The organism is Alicyclobacillus sp. SP_1 (assembly GCF_024706985.1).
GTDB lineage: Bacteria > Bacillota > Bacilli > Alicyclobacillales > Alicyclobacillaceae > Alicyclobacillus_I.
Window position 1 is genome coordinate 1 of record NZ_JAMCCX010000013.1, and the last position, 17944, is coordinate 17944.

General features: G+C 54.9%; 16 protein-coding genes. 11 read left to right on the top strand and 5 right to left on the bottom strand.

Going from position 1 to position 17944, the window contains the following annotated elements:
* Positions 1 to 383: SDR family oxidoreductase (locus M4I36_RS02885; RefSeq protein WP_258110154.1), on the top strand; the 383-nt coding region annotated here is incomplete at its 5' end.
* Between the two features lie 153 nt (positions 384 to 536).
* On the opposite strand, the gene M4I36_RS02890 is transcribed toward M4I36_RS02885, so the two are convergent.
* Positions 537 to 1898 carry a C1 family peptidase gene (locus M4I36_RS02890; protein ID WP_258110155.1) on the bottom strand — a complete coding sequence of 454 codons (1362 nt, stop codon included), beginning with the start codon at positions 1896 to 1898 and terminating at the stop codon, positions 537 to 539.
* Positions 1895 to 2020, bottom strand: a complete 126-nt coding sequence (locus M4I36_RS02895; RefSeq protein WP_258110156.1) for a hypothetical protein — start codon at positions 2018 to 2020, stop codon at positions 1895 to 1897. Before M4I36_RS02895 ends, M4I36_RS02890 begins: the two co-directional genes overlap by 4 nt.
* 93 nt (positions 2021 to 2113) lie before the next feature.
* Between M4I36_RS02895 and M4I36_RS02900 the strand changes: the two genes are divergently transcribed.
* Positions 2114 to 2680 carry a hypothetical protein gene (locus tag M4I36_RS02900; protein WP_258110157.1) on the top strand — a complete coding sequence of 189 codons (567 nt, stop codon included), beginning with the start codon at positions 2114 to 2116 and terminating at the stop codon, positions 2678 to 2680.
* Positions 2681 to 2755: 75 nt separating this feature from the next.
* Here M4I36_RS02900 and M4I36_RS02905 read toward each other — a convergent pair whose 3' ends face one another.
* Entirely contained in the window at positions 2756 to 3805 is a 1050-nt protein-coding gene (locus M4I36_RS02905) for a hypothetical protein (RefSeq protein WP_258110158.1), read from the bottom strand.
* A gap of 273 nt (positions 3806 to 4078) precedes the next feature.
* Here M4I36_RS02905 and M4I36_RS02910 point away from each other — a divergent pair, with 273 nt between their 5' ends.
* A complete protein-coding gene (locus tag M4I36_RS02910; RefSeq protein WP_258110159.1) occupies positions 4079 to 5440 on the top strand; it encodes an outer membrane protein assembly factor BamB family protein in 1362 nt (453 codons plus the stop codon).
* 125 nt (positions 5441 to 5565) lie between these two features.
* Here the strand turns inward: M4I36_RS02910 and M4I36_RS02915 are convergent, their stop codons facing one another.
* Positions 5566 to 6225, bottom strand: coding sequence for a SurA N-terminal domain-containing protein (locus M4I36_RS02915; protein ID WP_258110160.1), 660 nt, complete (start codon positions 6223 to 6225; stop codon positions 5566 to 5568).
* A gap of 333 nt (positions 6226 to 6558) precedes the next feature.
* Between M4I36_RS02915 and M4I36_RS02920 the strand changes: the two genes are divergently transcribed.
* The 8 genes from M4I36_RS02920 (at position 6559) to M4I36_RS02955 (ending at position 16643) form a co-directional block, all read left to right on the top strand.
* A complete protein-coding gene (locus M4I36_RS02920; protein WP_258110162.1) occupies positions 6559 to 8067 on the top strand; it encodes an aminotransferase class V-fold PLP-dependent enzyme in 1509 nt (502 codons plus the stop codon).
* A gap of 217 nt (positions 8068 to 8284) precedes the next feature.
* Complete coding sequence (locus tag M4I36_RS02925) at positions 8285 to 8857, top strand: hypothetical protein (protein ID WP_258110163.1); 573 nt, start codon at positions 8285 to 8287, stop codon at positions 8855 to 8857.
* 145 nt (positions 8858 to 9002) lie between these two features.
* Positions 9003 to 9473, top strand: a complete 471-nt coding sequence (locus tag M4I36_RS02930; protein ID WP_258110164.1) for a MarR family winged helix-turn-helix transcriptional regulator — start codon at positions 9003 to 9005, stop codon at positions 9471 to 9473.
* A 29-nt stretch (positions 9474 to 9502) separates the two neighbouring features.
* Positions 9503 to 11278, top strand: coding sequence for an efflux RND transporter periplasmic adaptor subunit (locus tag M4I36_RS02935; RefSeq protein ID WP_258110165.1), 1776 nt, complete (start codon positions 9503 to 9505; stop codon positions 11276 to 11278).
* A gap of 54 nt (positions 11279 to 11332) precedes the next feature.
* On the top strand, positions 11333 to 14494 hold the full coding sequence (locus tag M4I36_RS02940) for an efflux RND transporter permease subunit (RefSeq protein ID WP_258110166.1): 3162 nt from the start codon (positions 11333 to 11335) through the stop codon (positions 14492 to 14494).
* 245 nt (positions 14495 to 14739) lie between these two features.
* Positions 14740 to 15201, top strand: coding sequence for a hypothetical protein (locus M4I36_RS02945; protein WP_258110167.1), 462 nt, complete (start codon positions 14740 to 14742; stop codon positions 15199 to 15201).
* Between the two features lie 13 nt (positions 15202 to 15214).
* The gene (locus M4I36_RS02950) at positions 15215 to 15934 is read left to right on the top strand and encodes a cytochrome c biogenesis CcdA family protein (RefSeq protein ID WP_258110168.1); all 720 of its coding nucleotides are present in this window, start codon (positions 15215 to 15217) and stop codon (positions 15932 to 15934) included.
* A gap of 109 nt (positions 15935 to 16043) precedes the next feature.
* A complete protein-coding gene (locus tag M4I36_RS02955) occupies positions 16044 to 16643 on the top strand; it encodes a putative iron-sulfur cluster-binding metallochaperone (RefSeq protein ID WP_483860616.1) in 600 nt (199 codons plus the stop codon).
* 353 nt (positions 16644 to 16996) lie between these two features.
* Here M4I36_RS02955 and M4I36_RS02965 read toward each other — a convergent pair whose 3' ends face one another.
* Entirely contained in the window at positions 16997 to 17836 is an 840-nt protein-coding gene (locus M4I36_RS02965; RefSeq protein ID WP_374985322.1) for an aldo/keto reductase, read from the bottom strand.
* Positions 17837 to 17944 lie beyond the last annotated feature (108 nt).

The window sequence follows — 17944 nt, forward strand, 5'->3', positions numbered from 1 at the left end:
AAAGGCAGACGGACAATGCTCATCAATCTTCCTTTTTGTCCCAAATTGAATTCGGATCGCTTAAGTTGACAGCATTGATTCAGGTGCCGGGGTACGCTGCCAGCAAGGGTGGGATTGCGCAATTGACGAAAGCACTCGCCAATGAGTGGGCTCCGTTTGGGGTGCAAGTCAATGCCATTGCGCCGGGGTACATTGAGACGGACAACACGGAAGCACTGCGTCACCACCCTGACCGCAACCGCGCTATCACGGAGCGCATTCCGGCAGGGCGTTGGGGGCAGCCAGCCGACCTTCAAGGGGCCACAGTCTTTTTGGCGTCCGCTGCGTCGAACTACGTAACCGGGCATGTGCTCGCCGTGGACGGTGGTTGGTTGGCCCGGTAGTCGCAGCTCAGCACGTCTTGTTTCTATCGGTCTGCTATTGGGATGCTATCCGTAGGCTTCGCTATGTGTCAACTGCATGCGTGGCAACAAAACAGCACCTTTAGGCGCTTAGCTTTCGCGGCCTAGAGGTGCTGTTTCTCGGCTTGTGACGGTTTACCGCAGTGTTGCCAGAGAACCCATCGGGTCCCACGGTTTCAATTCCATCGGCGGAGTGTCCAAAGCGGCTTGAAGCTCTGCGGACAAATAGTCGCGGCGCACGACGATTTGGTACATGTATTCGTCAAACCATTCGTCACTCATGATGAAAAATCCCTTGTTGCCCGGTTCTGGTCCCCAACTGTTTTCTACTTTCCAACGATTCGGCTGGCCGTCTACCACATTGACGCCTGTGAAGACCATGGCGTGCGTCATGAGACTTTCGCCATAATTGAGCCGGTCTTCCTTGCTCATTTGAAACGTTACGGACAGCGCACTTTCGTAGTCGTACAGATTCATGTCCATGATGCCAGCGTCTCGGTCCAACATCTGCCCAACGTCGCAGCCAAACCACACAGGTTCTCCTGCTTCCAGTTGCTGGAGGGCGAGCGAGCGGAACGTGCTCATCTCCACATTCAGATACTTGACTGCTTTGCCGCCTTTGACATTGCCTAAATATTGGACGGTATAGGTGTGGCCAAACGGTTTGTCGGCGGTTGGCGCATGAATCACGCTGACATAGTCGTCCAAGTTCACATCCACGTACTTTTTATAGAAATCTTGTGGTGTCAGGTGTTCGTCGCGGTGAAATTCTTTCTCTTCGTTGCGGTACTCGAAGTCAAACGTCTTCGGTGGCTCACCGAGGAAGAAACAGAGCATGCGATAAATCTCGCCGAGCATGCTCTGTTTCTCGGCCCTGAGGGATTCTGCCGTGCTCTGTTTGGTCTGATAAGCGTGTCTCAAAGTGACGGCGTACTCGCGCAGTTTGCGCGTGATGAGGCGATTCATCTCGCGCGACTTGCTGCTGTGGTGCGTCTCCGGCATGACGTGCTTTGGTACCACACCGTATTTTTCGACCAGGTTGACGAACATATCCCATTGCCCGCCGTCATTCACGGGTTGCATGAGCAGCCACGAGATGAGGCGTCCGTCCGTTGGTTCGTCAAGAGTCTCCAGGATGCTTTCCAGAAAGTAATTCGATTTCTCGAATTTATCCCAGAACATCTGGTAGCTCTGCGATAGTTCGAAGGATTTTAATTGACACTTTTTCGCCACATGTCCGCGCAGTACGTTCAATCCGGCAAACATCCAGCAACGGCCACTATTTTTCTGGTTGGTTATGTCCCCTGTTTCCAACTCCGTGGAAAATGTATATTGCATTTCCACTAAGACATCTTGGTTCATCGCCACGGACTGGATACCGTTTTTCTTAATGGCATTCATCAAGACACGGTGTTGCGGAAGAGACCGGAAACTAGCTTGGAAACGCTCCATCATCTCTGGTGTAATCGCTGTGTCGTCCGTCAATCGTACACTCATCGCGAACCTCCTGACCCGATGTTGGCGGTGTTTGGACCGTCTCGCTGCAGATTCGAGTCCTTCTGTGCGAATGTCCGAATCGCCACCGTCATCAGAAATGTTTGCACCTTCTTATCATACACCTTCTGGCCCACCCCTGGGCGCTTAGTTGTCATGGCGGCGCTACTTCGATAGTCTATATATAGACTAGGAATTGCACTGAGGAGGCGTTATCCATGAAGACTGTGACGAAGATGTTCGGGATGACCGCGTGTACCGCCGCTTTGTTGACGATGGTCGCCGGGTGTGGGACGGTCAGCGCGGCACAGCAACCAACATCGGTTCAAGCGAATAACGAAGCGTCGCCGACCTTGACCTTCCAAGGTTTTCAGTCGTCCCTCCCAGGCGTATATCTCCGTTCCACGAAGATGATTGTCGCTAAACATCTTGGCAAGCCGAGTAGCGATTATTATGGTAGCGTCGAGGATGTCTGGGGGTATTTCAGCAAAGGCTTGACTTTGCGCTTCAATCGGACCAACACGGTTCTAGAGTCCTTCGAGGTGAATTCTCCTGGCGTGACGCTGCGCGATGGCATTGGTTTGGGGGATACGCTCAACCAAGTCAAATCCATTCTGCACGGAGAGTCTGTCCCGTTTACCGTGCATTACAAAAACGGCTATGCCAATTTAACGGCCACGTCTCCCAAGGGCCATTCGCTTTTGCAATTGGGTTTTGCGCCGACCGAACCGCATAGCCGTTCGCATCAAAAAGTTATTGCTATGACGGTGTCCCTCAAGAAATGAGCGAAGGCAGCGGGCGAGAGGTTACGCGGATTGCGCGATTCCTCTCGTCCCTCGTCTTTTCTCGCCTTTTTTGGCTTAGCTCCAGCCGGCCTGTGATGCGTCTTCAACCGCTTTGAGTGCTTTTTGGAAATTGCCCGCATAGGTGGAGGAAGATGCGTCAATATATCCGTTGTTTGGCGAGGAATCCCACGAAGAAAAGTTGAGGAACTCCTCTAATGTATCGCCGTGCCTTTGAGCGGCTGCCTCCAACTTAGACACTGCCGCACCCCCGATGGCAATGACGCAAAAATCCCCACCAGCGTTAGCAGAGGTAGCGGCTACGAGCGGATCCGCCGTCAGATATGCCTGAATATATGTGGGTTCTGCGTACAGGTACTGTTGCAGGATGAGTCCATTCACATAGTCCCGCTCATCTCCCACGAAGAGAAGGATGCGCCGCCCAGCAGCATTGGTGCCAAAAGGCAGATACGCTGCTTCAGACGTCACGGAAAACCCTGGTGTAGCAATAGGCCCGTATGTTGGACCCGTATTGAAGCGAGACTGGGTGCCCGTGGGTCCAGTGGCTACCTGTGGGCCATCGTAATGGAGGTGGCTCAATTGGGAATAAGCGTCGCCGTAGGCGAGAAACAGCACGGACAGGCCGTATCCTTCGTTGTCACCCGTATTCGAAAATCCGGCATTGTATACGGACAGTGCCGCAGACAACGTTTCCCAACGGCTTCCATAGCGAAGGACAGGCAAACATTGCGTTTGTAGATACCAAGCGGCCGCTGCTGCGTTGATGGCGTCCGCATGTTGTACGGTGGCGATAGACAGATTTTGGCCCGTGGTGTTTCGCGGAGTCACAAATTCGTCAAGGAACGCCTGGCAATCCGCATCCTCCATCTGCAGCCAATTTCCAAATGGACCGCCGTTCTCCTGCACCGATTGGGCCAACAGAATCCGCGATGGGAGCTGGAACTGCGATGCTGCGCCGACTAAATGGTCACGCATGCGCGCGGTTGGGTTGTCTCCGGCGTTGGCATAATAGGACGCGAGAGTGGGCGTGCAAACGGCAGAAGTATCGTCGTAGTACGCAGATATGGAACCAGAATTAGGGAGCGAACAATAGGCTCCGAAGGTCATGAATAACCCTCCTTCAACGGGATCTCCCGACAGAATGACTCCACTTCCAGGGATGACGACAGCCCTCTTGTGTACTGCTTGTGTCGTGTAGAGATTGCGCGAGCTTCGCTCTCTCGGGGACGGAGTTGCCGAGTGGGTTCGTGGACAATTTTCGAACTGTGATACACTCGTATGTTTCGGAAGGCAAGAACGTTTGTACGACTGCCTGGAACGGCCTTATACTTTGGACTAAGTAGATAGAACGGCTGTGGCCACTTGGGAGCGGATAGACAGTTGACGACCGATATGGATTTTGATTTCTTTGGAAGCGGTCCTCCGGACGGGCCGAGCAAGAAATCGAAGGCGAAAAAATGGTGGATTCTTCTTGCGGCGGTCGTGGCCGCAGTCCTCATTGCGCTGATTTCATTGCGAAATGAGATTCTTAATTCGCCGCTTCTGAACGCATATCCGCGGCAGTGGCAGCAGTACGGATTGAACGCTCACCACACATCGAGTTGGTATCATTCCACGGAACACGAGAACTGGATATATACGCTTAAAGGCGAGAGCCACGGGGGTGGTTCCATCGTCGATGGAACTTACTTTATTGGCGACAACAGCGGAGACGTGACGGCTATTCAGGTCACCACGGGGAAGGCTAGGTGGGTCACGCACGTTGCCGACAATAACATCATGACGGTTCCTTTGGTATATCAAGGAAGAGTGTTTGTGGGGGTTGGCAACAATCAGTTTCAACCAGGGCATCTCATTCGCGGCACAGGCGTGAATGAAATCGTCGCGCTGTCGGAGAAGACCGGACGTATTCTTTGGACGGTGAAGACGAGCGGGGAGGACATGCCTACTTTTATCGTCCACCAAAACGTTCTTTATGCCCTTGGCGGTGACGGGGTACTGCGCGCTTTGCGCCCGAGTAGTGGTCAGGTGCTGTGGACGCTGTCGCTTGGCGGAGTGGACAGCATGTCTTCGCCCGTCATCGTGCACCATCTGTTGTTTGCGGGGATGTCTTCTCCTTATCGGACGGTTGCCGTGAACTTGGAGACGCATCGACTCGCGTTCCAGACACCGTTTCCGAAAGCCGTAGCCGCAGTGGATGACGCATCCATCGTCTACGGCGATGGAAAAGTGTATCAGCAGTGGGTCGAGCGTAAAGCGGGATCGAAAACCGAATATCGGCAAAATCTGACGGCCATCAATGCGACCAATGGGCATGTGGTCTGGACTTATTACGAACCGTATGGGGTAAAACAGACGCCACAAGACTACGAAGCTGCGGCGCCCGTCTACAATAAAGGGATTTTGTATTTTGGGAGTTCATTTCACAAGCAGTTGTACGCCATCAGCGCCTCAAATGGGCAGTTGCTCTGGAATTATCAGCTCAGTAGTGCTGCCAATGAGACACCCGTTTTGACCACCAACAACGTGCTGATTGGGGACGTTCAGGGGAATCTGTACGCGCTTGACCAACTCACGGGCTTTCCTATTGGAATGAAGTCTTATCAGGGGCAGATTTTTTTGAATGCCGATCCGGTCTATTGCAACGGGGTCCTTTTTGTCCCCATGGCATCGAGGTCTGCGTCTGGCTCCCCTCAGGCCTATGTGCGGGCCATCCCGCTCAGCCGGTTTTCCGGGAAGTAGTGCGGTGCGTGGTTCGGGACTGACATGAGTGGGCCCGTAGGGCATCCCTGAGCAGGCACTTCAAGCGTGCTCAGGGGCAGGATGCGTGCTCAGGGGCGTCAGGGGCGGGATGATGGGAGTCCCATTTAACCGAGAATGGCTTGCTTGACTCCCGAGTATTTCGTGTCGACGACAGTCACGGGGTACTTTTTGGCGAGGCTTGCAAATAGCTGTTGTGGAGTCATGGCTTTCGACTGCTTCAATTCCTCTTCAATGAGCGGTTCGACCGTTTTTAATGGAGCCACTTTGCCCGTGCTCATTTTGAATTGGCTGGCGTTCTGTTTGTAGTATGCCTCGACCTCGGCTTTGGTCACGGTGACGTTTCGTTCTGCCAGCTTCTGTTCGAGAACGTCCATCTTCAGCGTGTCTTGAAGGTCGGCCATGGTCATGCCGTTTTGTGAGAGCAGGTTGGAAAGGGCGGAACTGTTGGTTACATTGTTTTGTTGCTCGAAACTCTGTAGTGCACCAGCCAGTTCTTTTTTACTGGCCGTCAGGCCGTACTCTTTCGCGCCGTCTTGAATCAAATCGTCGGAAATCATCTGTTCCAGTGTCTGCTGACCGGACAGTTTCTCGACTCGCTTCGAAAAATCGCTGGCAGAGATGGTGGTGGAACCGACTTTCGCCACAATGCCGCTACTCGCACCGCCACTTTGTGCATGCACATCCCAGATGCCACCGACGATCAGTGCGCCGACCACCACACCGATGCCACCTGTCACCCAGATATTTTGAAAAAATGAGCTCATTGGATTCACTCCTTGTCCAGTCTATTCTACCATGGGAACAACGGTCGTCTCGACTCCATCCCATTCGAGCAAAAAAGTGCCGCCACATCTCTGCAGCGGCAAGAAAAGGGGTTAGGGGGTTGTTGGGGTTGCCAATTCCATTCATCCAGCCGCGCCGGGCGAATCGCCGCACCGTCGCTGGCATGGGAGTATCGTAACGGACGAATCTCGAAATTCCCTTGAAGAGGAAGACGACTTCACCCGCACCGATGGGCGGGGGTCTGATAAAATGTCGAAAGATAGGCTACTCGGTCAGGCGTGGGTGCTTTGCCGAATGTCGAGGAGATGATTTATATGCTTTCGCAGTCTACGGCGAATGTTGGGGAATTGGACGTGGAGCGCCGCTTTCAAGCGATTCGCGAGCAAACCATCGGTTATGACGCCACTCTGGAGACGCCTTATGGTATCAAGCCGTTACTTTATGCGGATTGGACAGCGTCTGGGCGACTCTACCGAGACATCGAGTCGCGCATGGTCGAGGAAATTGGGCCTTATGTCGCCAATACGCACAGTGAGTCCAGCACGACGGGGCGGTGGATGACGCGCGCCTACCACTACGCATCTGCCGTCATCCGCCAGCATGTGGGTGCCAATGAAGACGATGTGCTGCTCGCGTGCGGGACGGGCGCAACCGGGGCTATCAACAAATTGCAGAGAATGCTCGGACTCCGTCTGCCCGAGCGCTGGCAATCGGTCGCCAACATTCCCGAGACCGAGCGACCCGTGGTCTTTGTGACGCACATGGAGCATCATTCCAATCATATTTCGTGGTTGGAAACGGTTGCTGAGGTCATCGTCGTTCCGCCGGGAGAGGATGGGCTGGTTGACCCTGCGCACCTCGAAGCAGAGCTCGTTCGCTATGAGCACCGTCCCGTCAAAATCGGAAGTTTTACAGCCTGTTCCAATGTCACTGGAATTCGTTCTCCGTACCCGCTTTTGGCGGAGATTATGCATCGGCATGGCGGTGTGTGCTTCGTTGATTTTGCGGCCTCTGCCCCTTACGATCCCATCGTTATGCACCCATCCAACGGTGACCAGGCTTTGGATGCTATTTTCTTTTCGCCACATAAGTTTCTCGGCGGACCGGGATCGGCCGGAGTTTTAGTCTTCCGTAAAGATCTCTACCACAATCGCGTGCCGGATGAGCCAGGCGGTGGTACGGTCGATTGGACCAACCCCTGGGGTGGCCGCAGCTACATTTCAGAAATCTCCGTTCGCGAAGATGGCGGTACGCCCGGATTTCTCCAGTTGATTCGGGCCGCTCTGGCGGTTCAGTTGAAAGAGACGATGGGCGTGGAGGCGATACACCGTCGCGAATCCGTGCTGACCGAGCGTCTTTTGACGGGACTTTCTGCTCTCTCTGGCGTGCACGTCCTGGCAGGAGAACAGACGGACCGGCTCGGTATTGTTTCATTTTACATCGAGGACCTGCATTATCATTTGGTGGTGCAGTTGCTTAATGACTTGTACGGCATTCAAACGCGTGGGGGGTGTTCCTGCGCGGGCACGTATGGACATTTTTTGCTCGGCATTGATGCGGACACTTCGCGCTCCATCGTCAGTAAAATTGGCTATGGGAATTTGGCGGATAAGCCAGGATGGGTGCGGATGTCGCTCCATCCCACGATGACGCTCACTGACATCGACACGATGATTGGTGCGGTTCGAGACATCGCAGGCAATGGGCAACATTATGCGCGAGACTACCATCATGAGGTGGCGCTGGCGACGTTCACGCATCGCTCGATGGCATCGGCATCGGCAAGCCCAGACGAGCCTTGGCGGCATTGGTTCCGCAAGTGATGGCGGGATGAATGGGTTCTCGCGCGGCAGTTCATCCGGTCATTTCCTGTCCGCGCCAGGATTCACCACGTCGCTCTTCAAGGGAATTTAAAGCTTCGTATTGCATCCTAGATGCATCATCAGAATCGCAGACACGTCGCACCAGGGCGACGTCTGGAGGTCGGGTTGTCTCGTTCGTCCACGCAGCCGTGTGGGCCCGCCGGAAGGAGGTCTGTTTGTGCCTACGAAGCTGTTCACCGTGGTCGCCATCTCGGTTTTGTCCACCGCCCTCGCGGCGGGTTGTGGCAGTTCCGCCAGTGGCCAGTCCATTCCGTTTCCGCCGCATACCTCTGCCGCGCACAGCCAGCCCATCTCGACCGTCGCGCCTGTTCATGCTCACAAAGGGCATGGCAGTGAGGCGAATGGTAGTGAGGCACATGGCTCAAAAAAATCGGCTGGGTTGCGCTCCTCCTCCACGACCTCGGCCGATTTTGGCCCAGCGGCACTCTACGCTTCCATTGCGGCCACTCTGCACCTGTCCGCACCCACCGTCTTGGCGAAAGTGCGCGCTGGTGCATCACTCGCTTCCTTGGCGACGGAGCAGCATGTGACCAAGACGCGCTTGATTGCAGCGCTGCGTTCGAGTTATCGCCAACATCTGCACCGATTGACGCAGTCCGGCGCCCTGTCGGCACAGGCTGAGGGGATGCTCCTGAGCCATTTTGACCGCCATATCGAAGACTGGGTGAATCAAGCGGGGCTTCCTAAGTTTGGCGATCCCGCTGGTGTTCAAACATCCCTCTCTCCGTGACGCAGGAAGCGACCGGGAGCCGCTGTTCACAAATTGGTCACAACAGTACTCCAAGAGTCGTGTCCGCGGGTCGCAAATATAACGAAATCGTAGTAATGTGATACTTGTTGGACTCAGCCGCCTCAGGGAAAGGTGCCATGATGCCATGTTGGATGAGGAGAAGTCTCGTGAAGAGGCGGATTTGGATGCGTTGCCGGAACTGCTCGGCAACGTTCAGCGGCACTTGCGCCGCTTGGTGCAACACACGCTGCACGACCAGTTAGGAGAGTTTGATTTCAAGCCCATCGATGGGGTAGCGCTGATGACGATTGGTCGCAGGCCAGGAATTTCCATCACAGAGCTCGCCGCCGCTTTGGGCCTGACGCAGACGAGCGTGTCGAGCATGATTAAGCGCTACGAGCGGCTCGGACATGTGGAGCGGCGTGTGGACGAGCGGGATCGGCGCGTGATTCAACTCCACATTGCACCCGGTGCGCGAGAACTCATGGAGTCGCGCGTGCGGCCGGCACTTGAGTCGGTCTTCCTGCGGGCGGTGAGTGGGTTGTCGGAGGCGGAAAAACTGCAGTTGGTGGTCGCTTTGCGGCCTTTGGTGAAGAATTTGCAGGAGATGAAGTGAACGGAGATTTTGGGGGAGGGGCAATAGGAATGGCAACAAGGCGATGGGTTAAATCGTCCCTGTATGCATTGACGGGGGTACTCGGCGCTGGGGCGGTGGTTGGTTGCAGTTTGAAACCAGCAGCGGCTTCAAAACCGCTGCCGCCAGAGGCGGTGCAAGTGCAGACCGTGCGTTTGACGGAGCAGTCGATTGGCAACCGTTACTTGGGGCAAATTACGCCTTATGTGACCTCCACGCTGGCACCGGGGGCGAGCGGCCGGTTGGCGTCTCTGGCGGTCCGCGTGGGTCAGACGGTGACGAAAGGAGAAGTTTTGGCAAGGCTCAGTTCGTCCGTCAGTGTGCCTGCTGAAAATTCCGCCAATCAAGCGTCTGTGGCGCTGGCTGGCGCAGAGGCGGCGTATCAAAATGAATTAAACGTATACAATGACCGTCTATCGTCCGAGCAGCAGGTGGAAAGCGCTCAATCTCAGGTGGCAGAGGAGAAAGCAGCGTTGCTTTCGGCTCAAGCGAATTTGCAAAAGGCAGAGTTGAGTGCGACGGCCTCTCTCGATGGAGGCGGTCAATCGGGCGTGGCTGCGCTGAAAAGCGCTGTGGCGGCGCAGGAGACGGCTCTGAAGGCGGCCAAAGCGGAACTCGCCGCGGATGAGCAGACGTATGCCACAGACAGTGCGGCGCTCAGCCAAGCAAAAGCTCAATTTGGAACCATTACCGAGGCGCAGGTTCAGACGGCGGCTCAAAATTATCAAACTGAACTCTCCTACGAACAATCCTGGCAGCAAGGCGGGTACACGGGGCAAAATCCGTACTCTGCCGTGGTGGAAGAGGATGACAGTATTTATCAAGGGCTCTCCAGTGGCTATCAGACGCTGCAACAGGCGGAGCAGACGGTAACATCCGTCGCCAGTGAAGTGTCGGCGGCCAAAGCGCAGGTGGCTGGAGATGAGGCGTCGCTCGCCAATGCGGAGAAAGACATGACTGACAGTGTCCCAGCACCGGGCAGCAATGCGGCCATGCAGATTCAGGCTGGTGTGGAATCAGCGAAAGATGCGGTGCACCAATCGGAGGTGCAGTTACAGGCGGCACAAGAGAGTTTGAAACTGGCCGAGGCGTCGGCGGCTGACCGGACCACGGCGCAGGCTTCCTTGACTCAGGCGGCCAATGCACTGCACGCCGATGAGGCGAGTGCCAGCGCCGCATCGGCTTCGCTGCAAATGCAGATTCGGGACGGGGAGATTATTTCGCCCATCAGCGGCATGGTTCAGGCGGTCGGCGCACAGGTCGGTGAACAGGTTGGGCCACAGACTTCGCTCGTGACCGTGGCGAGTTCGTCGCCAGTGATGGCGACGGTCGACGTGCCTGTGGGAGATGTTGCGAAAGTGCGGCCAGGTGCCACCATGCGGGTCTATGTGCCATCGCTCGACCGCACGATGACCGCCCATGTGCTCTCCATCCAGCCGAAGCTTGATTCGACCACTGAAGAGTACCCGGTCAATCTGGTCTTTTCAAAGCCAGACTCGCTCGGGACATCCGGTCTGCTACCCGGTCTCGAGGTCGAGGCCAAAATGGTCAACACGGCGTCCAAGCCGGTCATTCTCGTGCCCGCAGATGCGGTGCTCAGTCTTCAGAGTGGTGCGAACGAAGTCTTTGTTCTGCAAGGGGACAAAGTCCACAGTCAGATGGTCGAAATCGGCAGTGTGTCAAGCAATGACATCCAAATCACGAGCGGGCTGTCGGTAGGCCAGAAAATCGTCGTCGAAGGGCAAAATTTGCTGTCGAACGGGGAGACCGTCAAGGTGGTGTCGTGATGAAGGCAGTGCGGCAAAAACGCGACGTACGCTCTCCAGAAAGGAGCTTTGACGGTGAAAATCACTGATTTGTCCATTCGGCGGCCGGTCACTATCACGATGGTCATGGTGGCAGTGGTTTTGGTCGGATTGTTCGCTGTCCTGCAGTTGCCTGAAGACTTGTTTCCAACACTCAATTTGCCTGTTGCGGCGGTCACGACCTCGTGGACAAACTCGACGCCCGAAGAAGTTGAACAACAGGTCACTTCTCCTATTGAGCAGGAATTGCAGAGTCTGCCGGGTGTCTCAGAAATTGATTCCACGTCCACTGCCGGCGCTTCTCTGGTCATCGTCGAGTTCAACTATGGTACGAACATCGACCAAGAAATCAATCAGATGCGAAGTGATGTCTCTCAAGTGGCGAATCAACTGCCTAGCGCAGCGAGTCGCCCGGCAGTGGAACAGTTCAATCCGAATGAAGAACCTATTATGCATCTGTCTCTCTATGGAAAAGAGACGCAGGCGCAACTTTCGGATTTAGCCAAGAATGTGGTCCAACCCGCGCTGGCGCATTTGAATGGCGTGGCGGCTGCTGACACCTCTGGCGCATTGAGTCGCCAAATCACCGTCAATGTGTCGCCGACGAAACTCGCCCTCTATCATCTGTCCATCACGCAAGTGATGCAGGCTATCGAGACCAATAATCTGTCTGCTGATGCGGGTCAAGTGCAAAAAGGTAGTCTGCTTGTCCCCTTGCATGTGGACGGACAATTCACGTCACCGTCTCAAATTGAGCAAATTCCCATACCTCTGAGTAGCGGCGGAACCATTCCGCTGTCAGAAGTGGCGAAGGTCGATAACGGTTTTGCCGACGTCACGCTCATCTCCACCGTCAATGGAGAGCCAGCCGTCTCGTTCTCCATCACGGAGGCGACAGGTGCAAATACCGTAGCTGTTTCCAATGAGGTTAAGGGCGAAGTCACTAGCCTCCAGTCCCAACTTCCGGCAGGAGTACGACTTATCGTCGAGTCAGACAGTGCCAACACGATTACCAGCACGCTCAGCACAGTTGTCACGCATACGGTGCTCGGATTCATTTTCGGCGTGCTGATTATCCTCTTGTTGTTGCGCAGCGTCCGCACCACCTTCGTCATTGCGGTCGCCATCCCGATTGCCGTTTTGTCGACCTTTTTGTTGATGTACTTGGCCGGAATCTCTTTGAATACGACGACACTCGGTAGTTTGGCGGTCGGGTTAGGTAGTCTCGTCGACTTTTCCATTGTTGTTCTGGAAAGCATTTTTCGCGCTCGCATCAGCGGCTTGCCCGCTCGCGAGGCCGCGTCTCAAGGGACAAAAGAAGTTGGACTGGCCGTGGTCGTGGCTGCGCTCGCGCAGATTTGCGTCTTTGCACCGTCTATTTTCGTTCCAGGCATCGCCGGGCAATTTTTCCGGCCAATCTCTTTGACTGTGTCCTTTTCACACATTGCTGCTCTATTCGTGGCGCTGACGTTTACACCGATGCTGGCGTCCCGCTTCCTTCGCGGCCGTCGTTTTGAAATGGAAGAGACCATCCCCGGTGTGGATGCGCCGCTTCGTTGGTATGCGCCCTTCGACTGGTTTGGTCGGGGCATGCATGACCTCAACAACGCTTATCGCCGGGTATTGAACTGGAGCATGAATCATCGCAAGACCATCGTTCTATCTTCGACGGTGTTGATGCTGCTCTCGCTCTTCTTGGTTCCCGTGATTGGTTTTGAATTGGTCCCGAACGTACCCAACCAGCAGATGTCGGTCGCCGTTACTCTGGCGGACGGCACGGACTTAGCGCGGACGAACGCGGTCACCCAGGAAATCATTCAACTCGCCAAGTCGCACATGCCGGGCATCTCCGAAGTGGATGCGCAGATTGGTGGAAGCTCAGGTGGTGGTGGCGGTGGTAGCACCAATAAATCGTCGTTGACGCTGACGTTCAACAAGCAGACGAGCCCCACGACTATCAGCAAATATGCACACGAGTTTCAGTACGTCACGGCCGATATCCCAGGAGCCGAGATTATCGCCACACCAGGTAGCGCGAATGGCAGCGGGATCGGCGGGAATTCCGTCAGTGTGCAAATTCAAGGTCCGGACGGACGCACCTTGCAAATTTTGGCCGCTCAAGTTGCCGATTTGATGAACAAGACGCCCGGGCTGGAGTATGTGGACAACCAAGCGTCCACAGGCACTCCGAGCTACGATTTGAACATTTCACAGACGGCGCTCGCACAGTACGGGTTGACTGAGCAAGAGGTCGAAAATGCGCTGGGAACGGCCTTTGGCGGGACTAAAGCCTCCACGCTCTATCGGGGCACCGCCAAGTATCCCATCATGGTTCAGTTGCCGCAGTCGTTCACGCAAAACCTCGATAATTTATCGCAAATCACCATCGAGAATGCGCGTGGTACGTTTGTTCCTGTAACGGAGGTGGCGTCGTTGACGACATCGGTCGATCCGCCCCAAATCCAACACATCAACGGTGTTCGCGACGTCACGGTGTCGGCCACGCCTTACGGGGTGACGTCGGGCCGAATTGAGTCTCAATTGACCTCCGAGTTCAAAGATTTGCGCATTCCTGCGGGCTACACAATTGGATTTGGTCAAAATGGGAAGTTCCTCTCGTCCGCGTTCAAGGACTTGGGACTCGCCGTTCTGTTCTCCATCGTCTTGCTCTACATGGTGATGGCGAGCCTGTTTGAGAACTTGTTGACGCCGTTTGTCATCATGTTCTGCTTGCCGCCGACGTTTGTCGGAAGTGCGCTGGGGTTGTTTCTGACGCATCGCAGTCTCAACATCGACTCGGCTATTGGTGTCATCATGGTCATGGGTCTAATCGCCAACAATGCCATTGTCTTGGTTGACTACACGAATCAACTGCGCCGCAAAGGATTACCTCTCCGCGAGGCGTTGCTGCAAGCCGGACCGATTCGATTGCGCCCCATCTTAATGTCCACTTTGACGACGGTGCTCGCCATGCTCCCGTTGGTCATCGGCTTTGGACAGGGTGCGTCGACGCTCACTTCGATGGCGACGGTCATCGCGTTTGGCCTCCTGTTCTCCACGTTGGTCACGCTGGTGCTTGTACCGGTCATATACGTCATTTCGGACAACTGGATTTCCCGTTTTCGGCGCCGTTTTGGCGGTCGAACGACGAGTTCCTCCATTCCCCAAGGAGACTCCGGTCCTCATTTGGAGATGTAGCGCACCAGCGGCATTGGATGCAGCACAGACAACGGAGTCTCGTCGGTGTGCAAGGTTTTGAATGAAAACTTGAATGAGAGCGTCACGGTTGCCTTCTTCACAAAGAAGTGGAGCCGGGCGCTCTCATGGGCATTGGGGGCTTGACAGAGCCATTTCATATCATATAATTTAAATATGTTATTGAGTCATCCACTCCCCGTCTCTCTCATGAGACGTCGGAGGGAGCTTTGTGAAGGGGGACAGTCATGAAGAAGAGGATCGTTGGATGGGTGGTTCTCAGTGCGCTTCTGGTGACCGGGTGTGGGACGGCGGCCGCATCTGCGTCCACGTCTGCTTCGGTTCCTGCGTCCACATCTACATCTGCAACGGTTCCGGCGGCTGCATCTGCTTCAACATCGTTGGGTGCCGCATCGACGGGCGACAGCACCACCGGGAGTGGCGTGGTTGCGGCGTCTAATGAGAATGTACAAGAGACTTCGCTTCATCTCAAACCGGGTGCTGCTTGTTGTGGCTTGATTCCAGCGTCGACGTTTGCAAGTTTTCTTGAGAAATTGCCGGGAGTTACGAAAGTTGAGGCGGCGCCTGCCGCAGCGAGTTCTGCCACGGACGATGTGAATTTGTCCATTTGGTACAATGCGGCCGCGACCAACCCGAACGTGATTTCCAATGAAGTCCTTCAAGCTTCCGGGTATGTGGTGACGAAGTGACGGGGGAGCCTGAATGAATTTCGCGGACTTGAGTCTCGTCTTTGTTGCGGGTGTTGCTGCAGCGTTCAATCCTTGCGGCGTTGCCATGTTACCATCCTATGTCTCATATCTAGTCGGCGGATCCGATGAGGGTCCCGAGGGTACTGCCGCGGAAAGTCGCTCGTTTGTGGAAAACGGCATGCGCGGTGCCGCAGTCGGTCTTTGGATGACGCTCGGTTTTCTCGCCGTATTTGTGGTGATTGGAATAGGCCTCACCGGAACTGGCCAAGCGCTTGAGGCGTTCGTTCCCTATTTGTCCGTGGCCATCGGCCTCCTGCTCGTCATCTTAGGAGGTCGGATGTTGGCGGGTAAGTCGTTGGAATGGAACACTTCGCGATACGCCCATCGTCTAACGAAGTGGATTCGCGTGGACTCCAAGTCGTCGATGTTTGTCTATGGTGTTTTTTACGCGATTGTCTCACTCGGTTGTACGTTGCCTATTTTCCTTATGTTGGTCTCGCAGGCCATGTTGTTTGGGCAGTATGTCGTAGGCGTGCTGAACTTTATCGCTTACGCGCTGGGCATGGGCCTTGTGGTGATAGCGATATCCATGCTCGCCATGATGTCGAGAGCGTTGGTGACAGCCAAATTGCGCCAGATTATGCCGTTTGTGACGAAGGCCAGCGCAGTCATTATTATCGCCGCAGGTCTCTACGTCATGTACTACACGTTGATTGTTGGGAAGCTCATCTAACCCGCCATCGATATTCGATACAAAGGGATATGGGGTCTTCGCACCCGTGTTATCGGTGGTGGTCCATCAGCTTAACATAAAAACAAAATGAGAATTGCGAGGTGGGAATATGTCTTCGTGTTGTTCGACACAGCAAACACTAGACGCTTCGTGTGCGGATACAGGGCAGGAAAGTTTGGGTGTTGCGCCGGGAGTGGTATCGACCTCTTCTGATGCAGACGCGGCGCTTTGTGCCTCTTGTGGTCAAAAAGGACGCGAGGTCGATGTGTTGACCGTCAAAAGCATGCTCACGCCATCAGCTCTGGCGACTCTCGACATCAGCCAACGCTTTCGGTTTTGCTCACATCCTGCTTGCAAAGTGGTCTATTTCGGCCACACGGGCCAGCAGTTTTTGATAGAGGATATGTCGATACCCGTCTTCCAAAAAGACACTCGCCCGAGCGTACCTGTCTGCTATTGTTTCGGTTGGACGCGGGCTCGCATTCGCGAAGAACTGTCCTCCACAGGAACCAGCACAGCAGCTGCATCGATTTCTGCGCACATCAAAGCGGGCCGTTGCGCGTGCGAAGTGAATAATCCGCAAGGGGCATGTTGTCTCGGGAATGTGGCATCATCGGTCAAAGAGGCGCGTCAGCAACTCACGCATGTCTCGGTGAACTCGGCCCAAACTGCCCCGAGAGGCGTTTTCGAAGCACAGGAGGTGCATTGAGCGTGGCGGACGGCGACAAGAGAGAGGTAGCAGTTGCCCATGGCACCGCGCCGAGGCCGTCTTCGTCTGCTCCGTCTCCATCGGCAGGAGAGCCTCGTTCACATCTTGGCCTCATTGGCATGGTCGGCGCCAGTGTTAGGAGCGCCGCTCACCATCCTTTTCAATGCGTTCTCGTATGTCCGGTCGGGGGTCCCAACAGTTGAATCGATAGCTTGCCTTCGTCTCGTATCCGAGTCTTGCACATTGGGCATGGACTCCGCTGTCTGTGCGGCGGACTCGAAAGTGTTTACAGGTGGCGCAGCAGTGGTAACGTGCTGCGCCTTGTTCCTGTCCTCGGGTGGGTTCCATGGGTTTTAGTTCAAACCCCAATCTACGTGGTTCGGGTCGTACGAGAAACTCCGCTGATTCCGATGCAGTCCGTTGATTTGCGCGATTTCGTCTTCCGTCAGATGAAAGTCGAATACTTTGGAATTTTCCTCAATCCGATCCCGATGCACAGACTTTGGTATGGTCACGACTTCTTGGTCGAGATCCCACCGTAAAATGACTTGCGCGGGAGTTTTGCCGTACTTCTCTGCCATGCGATGAATGGTTGGCTCCGTGAGCATAGCTCCACGCATCAGCGGGGACCAAGCCTCCACTTGTATTTGATGGCTGCGGCAGTACTGATACAATTCGCGCTGCGTCAAGTAGGGGTGGAACTCAATCTGATTGACAGCAGGCTTGGTTTCAAACTGGTCGATAATGCGCTGCAGATGGTGTGGTTCAAAGTTGCTGACGCCGATGGCGCGCACGTATCCATCGTGCAGTAATTTTTCAAAAGCGCGCCAGGACTCAAGATATTTTTCACCAATCACCCAGTGGATGAGATAGAGGTCGATGTAGTCTACTCCTAGCTTCTTGCGGCTTTCCTCAAAGGCGCGCAGGGCTGGTTCATAGCCGTTGCTGTTGTTCCAAAGTTTCGTGGTCAGAAATAAGTCTTCTCGACGCACGCCGCTCTCTTTGATGGCTTGTCCAACACCGCGCTCATTGCCGTAAGCCGCTGCGGTATCAATGTGGCGATAACCCAGTTCAATCGCAGAACGGACGGCGTGTTCAACTTCTCCGCCTTCTTTTGATTCCCATACACCGAGTCCTACCCAGGGCATCTTTACGCCGTTGTTGAGCGTGGTGCAACTCGTCAAGCTCGTGATTTCAGCCACTCGTATACCTCCTCAAAAAGTTCCCGCCATCTAGAAACAGAGAGTGGCGGTCATTCGCAGTCCGTGCTCTTACACTTTACCAGTCTCTAATTTAATGTC

Coding starts and splice junctions, on each gene's coding strand:
- M4I36_RS02905 (WP_258110158.1), bottom strand. CDS start 3,805: ATGACCTTCGGAGCCTATTGTTCGCTCCCTAATTCTGGTTCCATATCT.
- M4I36_RS02935 (WP_258110165.1), top strand. CDS start 9,503: ATGGCAACAAGGCGATGGGTTAAATCGTCCCTGTATGCATTGACGGGG.
- M4I36_RS02890 (WP_258110155.1), bottom strand. CDS start 1,898: ATGAGTGTACGATTGACGGACGACACAGCGATTACACCAGAGATGATG.
- M4I36_RS02955 (WP_483860616.1), top strand. CDS start 16,044: ATGTCTTCGTGTTGTTCGACACAGCAAACACTAGACGCTTCGTGTGCG.
- M4I36_RS02915 (WP_258110160.1), bottom strand. CDS start 6,225: ATGAGCTCATTTTTTCAAAATATCTGGGTGACAGGTGGCATCGGTGTG.
- M4I36_RS02920 (WP_258110162.1), top strand. CDS start 6,559: ATGCTTTCGCAGTCTACGGCGAATGTTGGGGAATTGGACGTGGAGCGC.
- M4I36_RS02945 (WP_258110167.1), top strand. CDS start 14,740: ATGAAGAAGAGGATCGTTGGATGGGTGGTTCTCAGTGCGCTTCTGGTG.
- M4I36_RS02900 (WP_258110157.1), top strand. CDS start 2,114: ATGAAGACTGTGACGAAGATGTTCGGGATGACCGCGTGTACCGCCGCT.
- M4I36_RS02950 (WP_258110168.1), top strand. CDS start 15,215: ATGAATTTCGCGGACTTGAGTCTCGTCTTTGTTGCGGGTGTTGCTGCA.
- M4I36_RS02930 (WP_258110164.1), top strand. CDS start 9,003: ATGTTGGATGAGGAGAAGTCTCGTGAAGAGGCGGATTTGGATGCGTTG.